The sequence below is a fragment of the Paraburkholderia sp. GAS206C genome (assembly GCF_050435645.1).
Classification (GTDB): Bacteria; Pseudomonadota; Gammaproteobacteria; order Burkholderiales; family Burkholderiaceae; genus Paraburkholderia; species Paraburkholderia phenazinium_B.
Window position 1 is genome coordinate 225,428 of record NZ_JBNDKR010000003.1, and the last position, 16,212, is coordinate 241,639.

The window sequence follows — 16,212 nt, forward strand, 5'->3', positions numbered from 1 at the left end:
TGCTACTATAACGACTTTTCGAGACCGCTGTTACGGCTACCTGACAGCGCCCAACAGGCGCGCGGCAAGCTGTAAGACGGTGGTTTAGAGCCGTGCGAAAAGGTTGCAGATGGGGCCTTTTTGCGCGACTGCAAGACGCCTGCGGGTCTTTGCCGCAGTCCGCCGGTCGCTCACGGCAGGCCGCCGAGGGTATGCTGCTCCACGGTGAGTCGCCCGGCCCCGGGCCGTCCAGATTATTCAAAACACGTTCCCGATGTCCAATCCGTCCGCTACATCTTCACGCATGAGCGCGCCTGAGTTGCGCGCGACCGTGTCGCTCGCAGGCATCTTTGCGCTGCGCATGCTCGGCCTCTTCATGATCATGCCGGTGTTCTCGATCTACGCGAAAACCATCCCCGGCGGCGACAACGTCCTGCTGGTGGGGATCGCGCTGGGTGCCTACGGCGTGACGCAATCGCTGCTGTACATCTTCTACGGCTGGATTTCCGACAAGGTAGGGCGCAAGCCGGTGATCGCCACGGGGCTCGCGATTTTCGCGCTCGGCAGTTTTGTCGCAGCGGGGGCGCACGACATGACGTGGATCATCGTCGGTCGCGTCATTCAGGGGATGGGCGCGGTGTCGTCCGCGGTGCTGGCGTTTATCGCCGACCTCACGTCCGAGGAACATCGCACCAAGGCGATGGCAATGGTGGGTGGCAGCATTGGCGTTTCGTTCGCGGTGGCGATTGTCGGTGCGCCGATCGTGTTCCAGTGGGTCGGCATGAGCGGGCTGTTCTCGCTGGTCGGCATTTTCTCGATCCTCGCAATCGGCGTAGTGATCTGGATCGTGCCGAATGCGCCGATGCCTGCGCACGTGCGCGCGCCGTTCTCTGAAGTGCTGCATAACGTCGAACTGCTGCGTTTGAATTTCGGCGTGCTGGTGCTGCATGCGACGCAAACGGCGCTGTTTCTGGTGGTGCCGCGGATTCTCGAAGCGGGCGGTTTGCCCGTGGCGTCGCATTGGAAGGTTTATTTGCCGGTGATGGGGCTGTCGTTTGTCATGATGGTTCCGGCCATCATCGCAGCGGAAACGCGCGGCAAAATGAAGACCGTGCTCGTGGGCGCGATTGGTCTTATCCTGATCGGACAGTTGTTACTAGGCGTCGCACCCCATACCATTCTGAGTGTGGCCGGGATACTGTTTATCTACTTTCTCGGCTTCAATATTCTTGAGGCGTCGCAGCCTTCGCTGGTGTCGAAACTGGCGCCGGGATCGCGCAAGGGCGCGGCTACCGGCGTGTACAACACCACGCAGTCTATCGGCTTGGCGATCGGCGGCGTGATCGGCGGCGTGCTGCTGAAGGCGGATGGGCAGAGCGCAGTGTTCTTCGCCTGCTCTGGGCTGGTATTTTGCTGGCTTATAATCGCGGCAAATATGAAGCCGCCAGCGCCGCGCAAGAAGGCTTGATGGTAAGTACTCACCGGTAGCCGGCGAGGCGCAGTTTGGGTCTCGGGCCGGCCGGTTCAGAGATGGTAAATGTGCGTTGCCGCGCCACCTGCAACGGAATCAACAGGAGAAACTCATGGCATCCGTGAACAAGGTAATTCTCGTCGGCAACCTCGGAGCCGATCCGGAAGTCCGCTATCTTCCGAGCGGCGACGCAGTGGCGAACATCCGCCTTGCGACGACGGACCGGTACAAGGACAAGACGTCGGGCGAAATGAAGGAAGCCACCGAGTGGCACCGGGTTTCGTTTTTCGGGCGTCTGGCCGAGATCGTGAACGAGTATCTGAAGAAGGGCTCGTCGGTTTATATCGAAGGACGCATTCGCACACGTAAGTGGCAGGCGCAGGATGGGACGGACCGGTACTCCACCGAGATCGTGGCTGAGCAGATGCAGATGCTGGGTGGCCGCGGCGGGGCGATGGGCGGCGGTGGCGATGAGGGTGGGTATAGTCGCGAGCCGTCGGAGCGTAGTGGCGGCGGTGGTGGTGGTCGCGCGGCTTCGGGTGGCGGCGGTGGGGCGCGTGGTGGTAGCGGTGGCGGTGCTAGCCGTCCGAGCGCGCCGGCCGGTGGTGGGTTTGATGAGATGGATGACGATATTCCGTTTTGACCTCCCGCACCCAAAAAATGTAAAGATCAACCCCGCCTTTGAGCGGGGTTTTTCTTGAACTCAGTAAAGCTCCCCCAACGCCGCCGGACTAAAGTCCTTCAACTGACCGGTCTCACCCGAACGAATCTTCGTCACCCATTCCGGATCGCTGAGTATTGCGCGGCCAATGGCGACCAGATCGAACTCGTCGCGCTCCATGCGGTCGAGCAGATTGTCCAGACCCGCCGGGCTCGAGCTCTCGCCACCGAAGGTGCCGAGGAAATCACCTGAAAGACCAACCGACCCCACGCTGATCGTCGCCGCGCCCGTCACTTTCTTCGCCCATCCCGCAAAATTCAGGCCGTTTTCCCCGTCGATTTCCGGAAACTCCGCTTCCCAGAAGCGCCGCTGCGAACAGTGCAGGATATCGGCGCCAGCTTCTACGAGGGGCACAAGCCAGTCGGCCATTTCATCCGGCGTATGCGCGAGTCGAGCGGCGTAGTCCTGCTGCTTCCATTGACTCAAACGAAGGATGATCGGGTGGTCCGCTCCGACGGCAGCCCGCACGCTCTTGATCACCTCGACCGCGAAGCGCGACCGTTCACGAATCGAGTTCCCGCCAAAAGAGTCGGAGCGCCGATTGGTACCGTCCCAGAAGAACTGGTCGAGCAGATAACCATGCGCGCCGTGAATCTCTACGGTGTCGAACCCGAGCCGCTTCGATTCCGCTGCGGCACGTCCAAAGGCAGCAACCGTATCCGCGACATCTTCATCGGTCATCGTCTTGCCACGCTGCTTTTCAGGTGCCACAAGGCCCGAAGGACTCTCGACCGGCGAGGCAGGCCGCCATTCAGTGAACGGATTAGCAACGGACCCCACGTGCCAGATCTGCGGCGCCATCTTACCGCCCGCTTCGTGGACGGCGTCGATCACCTTCTTCCAGCCGGCAAGCGATGCTTCACCGTGGAAGAACGGAATATTCGGATCGTTGCGCGACGACGGGCGATCGATTACCGTCCCCTCGGAGATGATAAGACCGACCTCACCCAATGCGCGCCGCCGGTAGTAATCCGCCACGTTAGCGCCGGGCACACCCTCTGGCGAGAAGGAGCGCGTCATGGGCGCCATCACAATGCGGTTTTTCAGGTTGAGCGTTTTCAGTTGAAACGGTCTGAACAACACGTCGAGTTGCGAACTAGTCATCGATGCACCTCATGAACGAAAAAACCGATGGTATATGTTTTATACTAGGTGTCAATGAGTCACCACATTGCTACCAGGTAGCATTCAGGAAACCGCCATGTCGGAATGTCAACCAGAGGTGTTGTCTCTTGCCAGTTGCCCAAGTCGTTTGCTACTCGATCAGATCGCTGACAAGTGGTCGGTTCTGATCCTTGCGTCGCTACGCCCCGGGCCGATGCGATTCAACGCGATCAAGCGCCGCATTGAAGGGATCACGCAGAAAGCCTTGGCGCAGTGTTTGCGTCGGCTCGAGCGAAACGGAATTGTCGAAAGAAGAGTGATTGCGACTTCGCCAATCTCCGTCGAATACGAAATCACGGCGCTGGGGCGGTCGCTCGATGGCCCATTCCAGGCGCTTTACATATGGACGTACGAGCATCTCCCTGAGGTCGAGAGTGCGAGAGCTCGCTACGATCAACGTGAGACCGCGGGCTAATGTCTGCTGCGTGAGCTTGGGCGGGGCCGACCCGCCAGAATAGCCTGCAGCGTCGGCCCAGGATTGAGAGAGCGGAGAGAATCAGACCGTGCGATCCAGCAACGCTGCCTCTCGACTCCGCAACGTCAACTGAAGGGCCGTCAATCCTTCTTCAACTTCGTCAAGATGCTCCAGTATCCATAGACCATTGCGTCCATCGAGCATCGCATGGAGCAGCGAACACTGCCCTACGAGCCGCTCGTCGCAGCCAATCAACACTTTCAATGTTTCGGCTTCCTGACGATAGCGCTGCGTCATGCGATCGTTCTCCGGAACCGGCTGGGACTGCAGCCTGCCGCTGACCGTGCCGATGTTTCCCCCCAGCCGTTCGAGCTTCTGCGCAGCCGCCATATTCGACGGATTCGGGAACGGCTTCTCGCGGGTGGGTGTGCCGATAAACTCGCGTCGATAATCGGACTCAGCGCGTTCGACATTGGAACGCGCCATCCCTAGCAGCCATCCTGCCTTGCTACGCACGAGTTGATCGTCAGCGCGAAGCTGATTTTCGGTGCGGTAGAAGTTGTAGCCCCAGCCGTGAAACAGGTTGATCGCCGCCTGGCGGAGCGCCCCTTCGTCGTAGAATTTTGAGTCCATGACTAGCTCTTTCCGGAGAACCCGGCTTCATGTCCGAGCGGATAAATTCCGGTGGCGGGCGCGCCGATCTGGAAGGGCAATCCCGCCGCCGCATTCGGCGCAGACACGAGGCCCTTTTCCGCCATGCGCAGCGCAAGGTAGTAACGAACCGCTTCGATCGGCGAGAGGCCAATAGCCTGCAGCGAGATGAGTTCGCGCATCCGCTCGTCCTTGGGCACGATCAGGACCTTGAGGTCATTCAGCATGATGCCAAACGTTCTCAGGAAATCGGAGAGATGCGTCTTGACCGACTCGCGGATCTCGTTGATATGCTCGTTGATGTTTTCCATCTTCGTCACCTGGACGATCTGATTGATCGCCTGCTCGATTGCGGGGCCGGCATAGTCCGCGACCTCTTGCGTATCGATGAGGTTGCCGTTGAACGGCAGGTGCGTAATAAGATCGAGCGCTGCTTCCTTGGTATCGATGTGAATATAGTAGTCAACCTGATACGCCATCTCAGCCATCTCGGCGCTGGTCGCGATGCCCTGGCTGCGAATCAGCAGTTTGGCGCGGTTGATGTAGATGACTTCGAACACCCACGGCGAGGAACCACCAAAAAACCCTTGGGCGATGGAGCCCAGCAGCGGCTTGTCAGGCGTAGTGAGAGCGTACTGTCCCGTCTCATACACGTTGAGCACTGCGCCGCGTGATTTCAGCACGCAGAAGTGGTTGCTTTCGACGGTTAGCAGTGAGCCAGAAACAATGCTTTCGTCCACAATCTTGACCGCTACGCCCTTGGTACCGAGCAGGTCGGTGCCGTCGCGCTGAAGGGATGTGATGACCTGCCGTGTTATCGCCATGTCTTGCTCCTCATCTTGATCTCGTTCGTTGAACTGCTCGAGTGTTCGCAACGGTTCGGATAATGGAGCCGGCCGGCCGTCAGGAACGGTCGGTTCATATCCGTCTACTGCACGTAAAGATACCGCACCAGGTGGAAAAACACCGGCGCAGCAAAACAGATCGAATCGACACGATCCAGCGCACCGCCATGCCCGGCAATCATCGAACCCCAGTCTTTCGCGCCTAGCGAGCGTTTAACCGCAGACAGGACGAGTCCACCTACAAATCCCGCCAACACGATTGCCAGCGACATCAGGAACGCCGCGCCGAAGCTGAACGGCGTGATCCGGTAAAGCGCCGCGCCAGCCAACGTAGCCAGCAGCCCTCCGCCGACGAATCCCTCCACAGTCTTCGACGGACTCAGCAACGGCGCGATTTTGCGCTTCCCGAACAGCTTGCCGACAACATACTGGAACACATCGCTGATTTGCACCACCAGCAGGAAGAAGAACAGCAGCAGCGCGTTCTCGCCCTCATAGTGCGGGATATCCAGAATCAGAAGAGCGGGCGCATGACTCAACCCATAGACGCACACCATCAGTGCCCAATGGATCTTCGAGTTGCGGCTCAGAAACTCGTGCGTATCCTGCGTCAGCGCGGACACTAGCGACAACGTGATGAACAGATGCACCGGTACGAAGATGGAAAACATCCCGTACCACCGGACCCACAGCAGCAGATACTGCACCGGAATCGCGATGAAGAATGCGATGAAGAGCGTGGTGTGATCGCTCGGCGTCGTCGGCGTTAGCGTGATGAACTCGCGTAGCGCGAGATACGACACCACTGCGAAGACGATGTAAGTGGCCGTCGGCCCGAGGCCGATCGCAATTGCCATGATCGCGATCATGCCCCACCAGGCACGAATACGCTGGTTCAGATTGGCGATGGTCGCGCTTTTACCGCCGTCGCGCCACGCGAGAATCGCACCGATAATCGATGCAATGGCCAGAAAGCCGGTGAGGCCGCCCACAAGTTCCCAGAACGCTGTTCTCATAGTGTTTAATGTTTTGGAATGCTATTGATCTGAAGTGGCTGTTCTCGCCGCAGTCTCGAGCGCCTCCCGAGCAGGAGAAAGTTCGACGATCGCGTCGCGGGCGCGGCGCAGAAAATCCGCTTTCGCCTCTTCCGGCTTTAATTGCAGCGTGCCGCCGAAATGCACCTTGCAGATTAGCGGCACTGGCCAGATTGCGCCTTTGGGCATGATCCGCTGCAGATTCTCCAGGTAGACTGGGCACAGGTCGATATCAGGAAACTCGCTGGCGAGCCTGAAGATGCCGCTCTTGAATGCCTGCGGCAATGCTTCGGCGCTACGTGTGCCCTCGGGAAAAATGATCACGGACTCGCCAAGCCGCAATGCCTCGCGGACCGGATCGAGCGGGTCACCTTCACCTTCATGCTTGCGGTCGATCAACACGACGTTGAGCAGATCGCGCGCAATATGCACTTTGGCTTTGCCGCGCTGCCAATAGTCGCGCGCAGCCACGGGGCGAACCTGATGACGCAACTCACTCGGCAACGCGGCGAGGATCGCCAGCGTGTCGATGTGGCTCGTGTGATTCGAAAAGTAGATGGTCTGCGAGGCGCTCGGCGCGCCGTGATGCCACACGGGGTAGGTACCTGCCACGAGGCGTACGACGCTCAGCAGAAAGTCACGTTCCCACGCGTGCCAGGTACTCATGAATGCTCCTCTCGAAGCGATGCGCTGCAAGCGGTCGCTTGCCCTCGCGCTTATCTTCGTTATCCAAACTTCTGCCGACGGCCAGAATCCTTCTGACACCGACGCATTCTTATGCGATGCGAATCATCGTATGCGAGAGCAGAAGATTTCAGTCGCGGCATTATGACGAGTTTCCATGACAAGCACCACATCGCTTTGCTCGGGCTCGTCTTGACGTTCGTTGCCGTTTAAATGACGATGTCGCTGTTTGTGACAGCACAAACAGAGCGGGCGCGGGACATGTCGCCCGACTTCCCGAAAGACCATTCAAGACGCCAATCAACGAGCGCGCTATGAGCGTATACGCACTAAAACCGAAGTTCCAGAATCTGCTGCGTCCGTTGGTGCGGCAACTCGCACGCGCAGGCGTCACTGCCAATCAGGTCACCGTATCGGCTGCGCTTGGATCGATACTCGTCGGGATCGTGGCGGGTTTCGGATTTCCGCTTTACCGGCTGTTTTTGCTGATCCCTGTCTGGCTGTTTTTGCGCATGGCGCTCAATGCGATAGACGGAATGCTGGCGCGCGAATTCGGTCAAAAGAGCGCGCTCGGCGCCTATTTGAATGAACTGGGAGATGTGGTCTCGGACATAGCCCTGACATTGCCGTTTCTAGTGATACCCGAGTTTAATCCGGCCGATATCTGGGTGTTTGTGCTGTCCGCGGTGGTGGTCGAATGCGCGGGTCTGGTCGGACCGCTGGCTGGTGCCACGCGTCGTTATGATGGACCGCTTGGCAAGAGCGATCGCGCCGTCGCGGTCGGCGCGTTTGGTTTGTGGATTGGTTTGGGTTTGCCGCTGGCGCACTGGGCAGACTGGCTGTGGTGCGCGTTGACCGCGCTGTCGGTGATTACGGTCTGGCAGCGGATTAGAAAGGGAGTGACGGAGGCGCGAGGTTAAGCCGCCCAGCGCGCTCCTGCTAACCTTCAAATAACCGGCGGCGCTTCACGGAGATCCGCTCCCACGCGAATGCACGCCACCCTGCGATCCGCCGTCCCACGCGAGATCGACTGCGGCACCTCTTCGGCGCAAGCTGCAATCGCCTCGGGACAGCGCGTGCGGAACGCACATCCAGAGGGCAGGTTGAGCGGCGATGGCATCTCTCCAGTTAGCACCGCATGTTTGCGTGTGCGCTCGATCGCAGGATCAGGCCGCGGCACCGCCGACAACAACGCCCGTGTATAAGGATGCTGCGGCGACCCATACACCTCCTGCCGCGTGCCCAGCTCCATCACGCGCCCGAGGTACATGACCAGCACGCGCTGGCTGATCGCCTTCACGACCGCCAGATCATGCGCGACAAACAGCAGCGACAGCGACAACTCCCGCTGCAAATCGCGCAACAGATTGACGATCTGCGCCTGAATCGAAACATCCAGCGCCGACACGGGTTCATCGCAAATCACCAGTTGCGGCTCACCCACCAGTGCCCGCGCAATCCCGATCCGCTGACACTGTCCACCAGAAAACTCGTGCGCATAGCGCGACAGATGATGCGCGCCAAGACCCACGCGCTCCAGCATCGTTACCACGCGCGCATGAGTCTCATCACGCCCCAGACCGGGTCGTTGCACCTTTAACGGCTCGGTGACGATCTGCTCGATGGTCATCCGTGGATCCAGCGAGGCCAGCGGGTCCTGAAACACCATCTGCACGTCCTTGCGCAGCCGCTCCATCGCAACGGCCGGACGGCGTCCGTCGGTCACCGTCTCCGTATCGCGCCAGCGCACGCTGCCTTCCGTCACAGGTGTGAGGCCGATAATCGCTCGCGCCAGTGTCGACTTGCCGCAGCCCGACTCGCCTACGAGTCCCAGCGTCTCACCGCGTCGCACGTCGAACGACACGCCATCCACTGCGCGCAAGGTCGCTTTCGACGACCACGGATACGCGCCGCGCGGCACCCGGAAGTGCACCTTGAGATCGCGCACCGTCAGCACCGGCTCGCCCGCCACGTTGGCACGTGCTTCACCCGCCGCGCCGCCCAGCGGCTTTCCCGATGTCCCGTCACCCATACCCACCGTCCTTTGCGTCACCGTGTTACTCACCGCACCACCTCCATCATCTCGCCGACCGGGCGCAGGCAAGCACGCCAGCCGTCCGTCCGGTCGACGATGGCCTCCAGTTCGGGCCGCGTCGTATGGCAGCGGTCCTTTGCCAGCGCACAGCGTGGCGCAAATGCGCAGCCTTCGATGGCCTCGCCCGGCGCAGGGGGATTACCTGCGATCGTGCGCAACGGGGCATCGATGTCGTGTGTGCCGTCGGTGTCGTCGAGTCGCGGCAGCGCATCGAGCAGCCCGCGCGTGTACGGATGAGTCGGGTTCTCGAACAACGCTTGCGCACTCGCGCGCTCCACGGTGCGGCCTGCGTACATCACCATCACGTCGTCCGCGAGTCCTGCCACCACGCCCATGTCGTGCGTGATCAGAATAATCGCCGTACCCAGGTCGCGATTCAGCTCGCGCAGCAGTTCGATGATCTGCGCCTGCACCGTCACGTCGAGCGCGGTGGTTGGTTCGTCGGCAATCAGGATTTCGGGTTCGGTCAGCAGCGCGGTTGCGATGGTCACGCGCTGGCGCATGCCACCTGAAAACTCATGCGGATATCGATCGATACGTCGCGCCGCATCCGGAATCCACACGCGCTGCAGTGCCTCGATGGCCTGGCGGCGCGCATCGCGCCGCGACACGCCGCGGTGCAATTGCAGCGCTTCGGTCATCTGACGCTCGACCGTGAGAAACGGGTTGAGCGACGTCATCGGATCCTGAAACACCATGCCAATGCGATCGCCGCGAATCTGGTTCAGTTCGCGCTGACTCAGCGCCAGCAGATTGCGGCCTGCGTACAGCGCTTCGCCGGAGGTCTGGCCATTGCCGGGGAGCAGCCCGAGCAGCGCCATCACTGTCTGACTTTTACCCGAGCCCGATTCGCCGACAATCCCCAGCGTCTTGCCCTTTTCGAGCGTGAACGATACGCGTTGCACCGCGTCCACGGGCGAGGCGTCGCGCCGTGTGAAGCGTACCCCCAGGTCTTTTACTTCGAGCAACGCCATCTCAACGCTCCTTGGTATCGAGCGCGTCGCGCAGCCCGTCGCCTACAAAATTCACGCAATACAGCGTGACGCACAGCATCACCGCCGGGCACAGCAGCAGCCACGGCATCGACTCCAGTTTCTGCGCGCCGTCGTTGATCAGCACTCCCCAGCTTGTCATCGGTTCCTGCACGCCCAGACCGAGAAACGACAGTACGGATTCGGTCAGCACGATGCCCGGCACCGTGACCGTCGCGTACACCACCACCACGCCGAGCAGGTTCGGCACGATGTGCCGCAGGATGATCCCCGGTGTGCTCACGCCGGTCGCGCGCGCTGCGTCGATGAACTCACGGGTCCGCAGCGATAGCGTCTGACCGCGCACCACGCGCGCCATGTCGAGCCACGAGAACGCGCTGATCGTCAGCACCACCAGGTAGAACGCGCGGCCCAGCAGCGTCATCATCAGGATCGCGATCAGCATGTAGGGGATTGCGTACATCATGTCGACGATACGCATCATCACCGCATCGGTCCGTCCGCCGATATAGCCGGCCGTCGCACCCCACGCGACGCCGATCAGTCCCGACACCAGCGTGCCAAGCAGCCCGACTTCGAGCGACACGCGTCCGCCGGCAAGCGTGCGCACCAGCAGGTCGCGGCCGAGTTCGTCGGTGCCGAACCAGTGCTGGCCCAGCAGCGTGGGCGGCATGCTGATAGCGCCCCAGTCGTTGGCGGCGGGATCGTTGGAGAGGAGCAGCGGACCCACAAAGCAGGCAATGATGATGATCCCAAGGATCACCAGGCTGGCGAGCGCCGCGCGGTTGCGCAGAAACTGCCTGAAGGCAAGCTCAAGCGGACTGCGCGAGCGTCGCGGGGCGGCGGTAGCTGTAGTCGCAGCGGTGGAAGGGGAGGTGTTCATGGTGTCTCTATCGTAGATCGTAGTTCGATGATCAAGGCGTGGGATCCGTTGCCGGGATCTCAGTAGCGGATGCGCGGGTCGAGCCACGCGTACGCCAGATCGACGAGCAGGTTGAACACGACGGCCGCCACGGTCGTAAGCACCACGAGTCCGAGCACGAGCGTGTAATCGCGGTTGATGGCGCCGTCCACCACCAGTTGTCCGAGGCCAGGCAGCGCGAACACCGACTCCGTGACCACCGCGGCAGTAATCGAAGAGATGCAGATCGAGCCCAGCAGCGACACCACCGGCATCAAGGCGGGCTTGAGTGCGTGCCGCAGCACGATCACATGACCAGGCATGCCCTTCGCGCGCGCGGTGCGAATGAAATTCCCCGACAGCACTTCGATCATGCTGCCGCGCATCACCCGCGCAATCGATGAAACGTTGATGATCACCAGCAGCGCCATCGGCAGCACGCGGTAGCGCCAGCCACCGTCGCCCCAGCCGCCTGCGGGCAGCCAGCCGTGGCCATCCGAGCGCTTGAGCAGAATTGCAAACACCCACACCAGCACCGGGCCGAGCACGAACGGCGGAATCACGTTGCCGACGTTGCCGAGCAGCATCACGATGCGATCGGTGATGCCGTCGCGACGCACTGCAGCCGCCGTGCCGAGCAGCACGCCGATCACGAGCGCGATCGGCACCGAGAGGCCGCCCACGCCGAGGCTGACCGGCAGCGCCTTGCTGACGAGGTCATTGACCGACCAGTCGACGTAGCGCACCGACGGCCCGAGATCGCCATGCAGCAGTGCGTTTAGATATAGCAGGTACTGCTTCCAGAGCGGCTGGTCGAGGTGATATTTCGCGTTCAGATTCGCGATGGTGGCCGCGGACAGGTGCTTTTCAGTGTCGAACGGACCGCCCGGCGTCGCGTGCAACATCAGATAGCACACCGTAATCACGGCAAGAACGGTTGGAATGACCCATAGGGTACGGCGCAGCGCGTAGGCGAGCATGGCGGATTCCGTTACTTCAATATTCGGTGGTCAGTGAGCGGGGCTTAGTGCGCCAGCAGGTACATGTCCTGCGAGGCACGCTGATCCACATAGTTGGTCGGCAGATAGCCGCCCACATACGGTTTCACGAGCCGGTCGGCCGAGTACTGGAACAGCGGGATCAGCGGCGTTTGGCTCATGGCCAGATTGTGCGCCTGAGTGAGCAGGGCGGTGCGTTTCTGGTCGTCGAGTTGCAGGTTGCCCTGATCGATGAGTGCGTCGACCTTCGGGTCGCAGAACTGCTGGTCGTTCTGCACGTCGTTGCAGCGCAATTGATCGAAGTACGACATCGCGTCGTTATAGTCGACGAACCAGCCATCGCGCGAGGCCTGTACCTTGCCGGCATGGCGTTCGCTCAGCAGTACCTTGTATTCGACGTTCTCCAGCTTCGCGTTCACGCCGAGCTTGGTGCGCCATTCGGAGGTTGAGAAGAGTGCCACCTTCTTATGGAGATCGCTGGTGTTGTACGTCAGGGTGAAGGTCAGGGGCTTCGCATCCGAATAGCCCGCTGCCTTCAGCAGACCGCGCGCGTAGTCGACACGCTTGGCCATCGGCCAGCTCGCCCAGTCTGGTGTGTAGACAGCAGCGCCCTTGGTGCCTTTGGCGATGAGGCCGTACATCGGCACTTCGCCTGCCTGAGTGAGTTTCGACGTCAGCAGGTCGCGGTCGATCACCATCGAAAGCGCCTGGCGCACGCGCGGGTCGCGGAATGCCGGGTCGGTGTTGTTCAGGCTGTAGAAGTAGGTTGCAAGCTGCAAACCGGTCTGCAGTTCCTTGCCGAACTGCTTGCTGACCTGGGCATAGACACCCGAAGGGATCGAATACGTGTAATCGATCTGGCCGGACTGATACATGCGCATCGCCGTCTCGTCGCTTTCCACCGGCACGTACGTGACCTTCGAGATCACCACTTGCGGCGCGTTCCAGTACTTGGCGTTCTTGACGATCACGATGCGGTTATTCGGCTCCCAGTCGCTCAGCGTGTACGGGCCGTTGCTCACCATGTTGCCGGGGCGCGTCCAGCTATCGCCGAATTTATCCACCGTTGCTTTGTTTACTGGTGCCATGGCCGGCATGGCGGTGAGTTCGGTGAAGAAAGCGACCGGCACTTCGGTCTTGACCTCAAGCGTATACGGATCGACAACTCGTGCGGCCAGCGATGTTAGCGGCGCCTTGCCAGCGAGGATCGCTTTTGCGTTCTTGATGAACTCCGGCAGGATCGTATATTTCGAGCCGGTCTTCGGATCGAGCACACGCTGCCACGCGTAGACGAAATCTGTCGCGGTGACCGGATCGCCATTGCTCCATTTCGCGTCGTGACGCAGCTTGAAGACCCAGGTGTCGGGAGCAGTACGCGTCCATGACAGGGCGACGCCCGGCACGACTGCGCCGGAAGCGCCGATACGGGTGAGGCCTTCGAACAGATCGAGCCCAATAGTGTCGCCTGTCCACGATTCGATATGCGCTGGGTCAAGCGACTCGACTTCGGCCGGCACCTGACGCGTGAGTTCCTGCTTGGCGGCAAGCGTGGTGCCCGGTGGCACTGTGACCGCCGACGCTGCGCCGGCAAAAGTGAGCGTGATCGCTGAGAGCACCGCAGTAAGGGATTGCGACAGTTTCATAGGCTGGTTCGAAGAAGGAGGTTCAAGAGAAGTCCCCGCCCCGCGCAACAAGGCGGCAGGGGGCGCAGAGCAATGCGTGATGTCGCGGCACGACGAGGCTTAGCCGAAGAGGCCGCGCGACAGGACGTCCCGGCCCATGTGCTGGTGGGGACATCGGATGAGGAATGGGGTGTCGGAAGACAGGCGGTGCCACCGTCCGGCGGCTAATGTCACTTGCATACGTTTCACTTACGATTCTTCCTGTCGTTGTAGCCACAACCATGGACGACTTGCACATCGGCGCACGAGCCGTGCGCCAGCAGTCATGCGCGTTGTCCGGCAAGCGTTTTGCCGTTGACGCGCAACATTCGTTATCGAAAGTCCCATCAGCGTGCGATGCCGATTGTGTCGGCGGCACGCTGGTTTGAGGCGACGGCAGCCTAAGCAGAAGGCATGCCAAAAAACGTGGCTCGATTCCGTCCATCCGTCCGGTGTCTGGCCTGGCATGATGTAACTGGCTGATTGGATTACAAAATGCCAGCCGTGCATGGTTTTCATGATTACCGGCACGGTCGAAACGGTATCGCGCTTATATCACGCCGAAAGAAAACGTGATTTTGGATACGCCCAAAGTAGAGGAAACCACCTACCGCCTCCTGGTGCAGCACGCACCAGTTCGGAATCGATTTTGGGCGGGCCTCTATGGCTCTACGGAGACCGAGCGTTTGAGACAGCGCAAGGCAAAGATCGAGCGGCTGTTCTGAAAGCCAGGCAGCCGGTAGAGCTTGCGTCGCAGGAACGACTCGTACCCTTCGGTGCCTGCCACCGCCACCTTGATCAGATAGTCGTATTCGCCGGACACCAGAAACGCTTCGACCACTTCAGGCAGATCAGCGAGCGCCTCGCCGAAGCGCTCCAGCGTGCGTTCGTCGTGCTTCTCGAGGGTGACTTCGATGATGACCGTATCGGGCAGCCCAAGCGCCTTCTGGTTGAGCAGCGCGGCATAACCTTCGATCACGCCCGACTCTTCCAGCGCTCGCACCCGGTTCCAGCACGGCGTGGCCGACAGGCCGACGCGTTCGGCCAGTTTGGCGTTGGACAGACGTCCGTCGCTGCGCAGTTCGCGCAGGATTCGCTGATCGATCGCGTCGAGCTTCATGTCGTCCTCTGATGCACTCTCCACATCGCGTCGCGTGGGGAGACGATTCGTCTTTAGTAAAAAGGAAATATAGGTATTACTTCTGCCATAGGCCGCATCATGCCAGATAAACGGAAGAAATCCCCGGATTTGGACGCATACACTCTTGCCGTCGAGGCGCGCTCAAATCACGAATACCAGCGCCTCGCCCGTACTCCGCATGCCACCGCGATCCGGACCGCATGCGGCCAGGCGCGAAGCCATCGCTTCGCGCGGATGCTGAACTCTCCGCCCACAAGGAAGGAATACTGATGGACCGACTGACGACCACTGCCGCCGGCAACCTTTTTGGACTGCACGGTGAACCCGCTCACGAACGCATCGTGCTCGCCACCGACGCCGCCTCCGGACTGCAAGCTATCGTTGCTGTCTACAGCACGGCGCGCGGCCCTGCGTTCGGCGGCTGCCGCTTCTGGCAGTACGCGTCGGAGCACGAGGCGTACAACGACGCACTGCGTCTGTCGCAAGGTATGGCGTTCAAGAACGCGCTGGCCGATCTGCCGTTCGGCGGCGGCAAGGCCGTGATCCTGCGCCGTCCGGAAGTGCTCGACCGCGCGGCATTGTTCAAGGCGTTCGGACGGCTGGTGCAATCGCTGGAAGGCATCTATATCACCGCCGAAGACGTCGGCACGACCGCCGACGATATGCGTGCCGTGCAGAGTGAGACCGGCTTCGTGAGCGGTATCCCGCGCGATAACGACGTCTATGGTGGCAACCCGTCGCCGCGCACTGCCTATGGCGTGTTCACAGGCTTGCAGGCGGCCGTGCAAGCGGCGCTTGGGCGCAAGACGCTCGACGGCGTTTCGGTTGCGGTACAGGGCCTCGGCTCGGTAGGTTGGGATCTGTGCGAACGTCTGCATCAAGCGGGCGCGCTGCTGATCGTGTCGGATATCGACGCCGCTAAAACGGCCCGCGCCCAGCAACTCTTCAATGCGCGCGTGGTGGATACGGCAGAAATCGTCAACGTGGAAGCCGATGTGTTCGCACCGTGTGCGCTGGGCGGCTCGATTTCGGAATCGGTCGCGAAGCAGTGCCGTTTCAAGGTGGTGGCGGGCGGCGCGAACAATCAGTTGATCTCGCTGGCGGAAGGCGATGTGCTGCATCAGCGCGGCATCTTCTACGCGCCGGACTTCCTCGTGAACGCAGGCGGCATTATTAGTTGCGTGCGGGAATATCAGGGCTCGGGTGAAGAGCAGGCCGTGCTTGCCGAAGTCGCGCAGATCGGTCCGCGGGTCTTCGAACTGGCGGAGCGCGTGCGCGCGACTGGTGTTGCTCCGGCACGCGCCGCAGTGGCGTGGGCGCGTGAAAAGATGGTGGCCTGCTAAGGCGGCGGCGCAAACACTCGCCACCGCATTGATGCAATGACGTGCTGGAGTGGGTCCGCTAGCGGTTCAGATACTCCTCCAGCACGTCGTGCGCGAAGCAACTTCACGCACGACGAC

Annotated in this window: 16 protein-coding genes; 5 read left to right on the top strand and 11 right to left on the bottom strand. The window is 61.0% G+C overall.

All coding sequences use genetic code 11. The features are described 5' to 3' along the window. Positions 1-253: 253 nt before the first annotated feature. Together P3T20_RS09370 and P3T20_RS09375 are read left to right on the top strand one after the other, a co-directional pair. Complete coding sequence (locus tag P3T20_RS09370; RefSeq protein WP_429286772.1) at positions 254-1,447, top strand: MFS transporter; 1,194 nt, start codon at positions 254-256, stop codon at positions 1,445-1,447. Positions 1,448-1,562: 115 nt separating this feature from the next. After that, the gene (locus P3T20_RS09375) at positions 1,563-2,093 is read left to right on the top strand and encodes a single-stranded DNA-binding protein (RefSeq protein WP_429286773.1); all 531 of its coding nucleotides are present in this window, start codon (positions 1,563-1,565) and stop codon (positions 2,091-2,093) included. 60 nt (positions 2,094-2,153) lie between these two features. Here P3T20_RS09375 and P3T20_RS09380 read toward each other — a convergent pair whose 3' ends face one another. After that, entirely contained in the window at positions 2,154-3,275 is a 1,122-nt protein-coding gene (locus P3T20_RS09380; RefSeq protein WP_429286774.1) for an NADH:flavin oxidoreductase, read from the bottom strand. A 97-nt stretch (positions 3,276-3,372) separates the two neighbouring features. Between P3T20_RS09380 and P3T20_RS09385 the strand changes: the two genes are divergently transcribed. Further along, positions 3,373-3,750, top strand: coding sequence for a winged helix-turn-helix transcriptional regulator (locus P3T20_RS09385; RefSeq protein WP_429286775.1), 378 nt, complete (start codon positions 3,373-3,375; stop codon positions 3,748-3,750). Between the two features lie 81 nt (positions 3,751-3,831). Here P3T20_RS09385 and P3T20_RS09390 read toward each other — a convergent pair whose 3' ends face one another. The 4 genes from P3T20_RS09390 to P3T20_RS09405 all read right to left on the bottom strand — a co-directional run bounded on the left by P3T20_RS09390 (position 3,832) and on the right by P3T20_RS09405 (position 6,946). After that, positions 3,832-4,383, bottom strand: a complete 552-nt coding sequence (locus P3T20_RS09390; protein ID WP_429286776.1) for a hypothetical protein — start codon at positions 4,381-4,383, stop codon at positions 3,832-3,834. A 2-nt stretch (positions 4,384-4,385) separates the two neighbouring features. Further along, entirely contained in the window at positions 4,386-5,225 is an 840-nt protein-coding gene (locus tag P3T20_RS09395) for an SPFH domain-containing protein (protein WP_074263319.1), read from the bottom strand. Between the two features lie 104 nt (positions 5,226-5,329). Continuing rightward, positions 5,330-6,262 (bottom strand): phosphatidate cytidylyltransferase, encoded by a 933-nt coding sequence (locus P3T20_RS09400; protein ID WP_074263320.1) that lies wholly within the window; start codon positions 6,260-6,262, stop codon positions 5,330-5,332. A 21-nt stretch (positions 6,263-6,283) separates the two neighbouring features. Beyond that, the gene (locus tag P3T20_RS09405) at positions 6,284-6,946 is read right to left on the bottom strand and encodes a lysophospholipid acyltransferase family protein (RefSeq protein WP_074263321.1); all 663 of its coding nucleotides are present in this window, start codon (positions 6,944-6,946) and stop codon (positions 6,284-6,286) included. 332 nt (positions 6,947-7,278) lie between these two features. Here P3T20_RS09405 and P3T20_RS09410 point away from each other — a divergent pair, with 332 nt between their 5' ends. After that, a complete protein-coding gene (locus P3T20_RS09410) occupies positions 7,279-7,884 on the top strand; it encodes a CDP-alcohol phosphatidyltransferase family protein (protein ID WP_074263322.1) in 606 nt (201 codons plus the stop codon). Between the two features lie 26 nt (positions 7,885-7,910). On the opposite strand, the gene P3T20_RS09415 is transcribed toward P3T20_RS09410, so the two are convergent. The 6 genes from P3T20_RS09415 to P3T20_RS09440 all read right to left on the bottom strand — a co-directional run bounded on the left by P3T20_RS09415 (position 7,911) and on the right by P3T20_RS09440 (position 14,731). Further along, positions 7,911-8,996: an ABC transporter ATP-binding protein gene (locus P3T20_RS09415; protein ID WP_074263323.1), complete on the bottom strand. Its 1,086-nt coding sequence runs from the start codon at positions 8,994-8,996 to the stop codon at positions 7,911-7,913. A gap of 29 nt (positions 8,997-9,025) precedes the next feature. Continuing rightward, complete coding sequence (locus tag P3T20_RS09420; RefSeq protein ID WP_074263324.1) at positions 9,026-10,033, bottom strand: ABC transporter ATP-binding protein; 1,008 nt, start codon at positions 10,031-10,033, stop codon at positions 9,026-9,028. A gap of 1 nt (position 10,034) precedes the next feature. Further along, on the bottom strand, positions 10,035-10,934 hold the full coding sequence (locus tag P3T20_RS09425) for an ABC transporter permease (protein WP_074263325.1): 900 nt from the start codon (positions 10,932-10,934) through the stop codon (positions 10,035-10,037). Positions 10,935-10,993: 59 nt separating this feature from the next. After that, complete coding sequence (locus P3T20_RS09430) at positions 10,994-11,932, bottom strand: ABC transporter permease subunit (RefSeq protein WP_074263326.1); 939 nt, start codon at positions 11,930-11,932, stop codon at positions 10,994-10,996. 44 nt (positions 11,933-11,976) lie between these two features. Next, positions 11,977-13,593, bottom strand: coding sequence for a peptide ABC transporter substrate-binding protein (locus tag P3T20_RS09435; protein ID WP_074263327.1), 1,617 nt, complete (start codon positions 13,591-13,593; stop codon positions 11,977-11,979). Between the two features lie 679 nt (positions 13,594-14,272). Next, complete coding sequence (locus P3T20_RS09440) at positions 14,273-14,731, bottom strand: Lrp/AsnC family transcriptional regulator (protein ID WP_074263328.1); 459 nt, start codon at positions 14,729-14,731, stop codon at positions 14,273-14,275. Between the two features lie 290 nt (positions 14,732-15,021). On the opposite strand from P3T20_RS09440, the gene P3T20_RS09445 reads away from it, so the two are divergent. Further along, entirely contained in the window at positions 15,022-16,095 is a 1,074-nt protein-coding gene (locus P3T20_RS09445; RefSeq protein WP_074263329.1) for a Leu/Phe/Val dehydrogenase, read from the top strand. The last annotated feature ends 117 nt before the right edge of the window (positions 16,096-16,212 follow it).

Bases quoted from the DNA above. Each gene is read 5' to 3' on its own strand.
- P3T20_RS09370 (WP_429286772.1), top strand. From the start codon at position 254: ATGTCCAATCCGTCCGCTACATCTTCACGCATGAGCGCGCCTGAGTTG.
- P3T20_RS09375 (WP_429286773.1), top strand. From the start codon at position 1,563: ATGGCATCCGTGAACAAGGTAATTCTCGTCGGCAACCTCGGAGCCGAT.
- P3T20_RS09380 (WP_429286774.1), bottom strand. From the start codon at position 3,275: ATGACTAGTTCGCAACTCGACGTGTTGTTCAGACCGTTTCAACTGAAA.
- P3T20_RS09385 (WP_429286775.1), top strand. From the start codon at position 3,373: ATGTCGGAATGTCAACCAGAGGTGTTGTCTCTTGCCAGTTGCCCAAGT.
- P3T20_RS09390 (WP_429286776.1), bottom strand. From the start codon at position 4,383: ATGGACTCAAAATTCTACGACGAAGGGGCGCTCCGCCAGGCGGCGATC.
- P3T20_RS09395 (WP_074263319.1), bottom strand. From the start codon at position 5,225: ATGGCGATAACACGGCAGGTCATCACATCCCTTCAGCGCGACGGCACC.
- P3T20_RS09400 (WP_074263320.1), bottom strand. From the start codon at position 6,262: ATGAGAACAGCGTTCTGGGAACTTGTGGGCGGCCTCACCGGCTTTCTG.
- P3T20_RS09405 (WP_074263321.1), bottom strand. From the start codon at position 6,946: ATGAGTACCTGGCACGCGTGGGAACGTGACTTTCTGCTGAGCGTCGTA.
- P3T20_RS09410 (WP_074263322.1), top strand. From the start codon at position 7,279: ATGAGCGTATACGCACTAAAACCGAAGTTCCAGAATCTGCTGCGTCCG.
- P3T20_RS09415 (WP_074263323.1), bottom strand. From the start codon at position 8,996: ATGGGTGACGGGACATCGGGAAAGCCGCTGGGCGGCGCGGCGGGTGAA.
- P3T20_RS09420 (WP_074263324.1), bottom strand. From the start codon at position 10,033: ATGGCGTTGCTCGAAGTAAAAGACCTGGGGGTACGCTTCACACGGCGC.
- P3T20_RS09425 (WP_074263325.1), bottom strand. From the start codon at position 10,934: ATGAACACCTCCCCTTCCACCGCTGCGACTACAGCTACCGCCGCCCCG.
- P3T20_RS09430 (WP_074263326.1), bottom strand. From the start codon at position 11,932: ATGCTCGCCTACGCGCTGCGCCGTACCCTATGGGTCATTCCAACCGTT.
- P3T20_RS09435 (WP_074263327.1), bottom strand. From the start codon at position 13,593: ATGAAACTGTCGCAATCCCTTACTGCGGTGCTCTCAGCGATCACGCTC.
- P3T20_RS09440 (WP_074263328.1), bottom strand. From the start codon at position 14,731: ATGAAGCTCGACGCGATCGATCAGCGAATCCTGCGCGAACTGCGCAGC.
- P3T20_RS09445 (WP_074263329.1), top strand. From the start codon at position 15,022: ATGGACCGACTGACGACCACTGCCGCCGGCAACCTTTTTGGACTGCAC.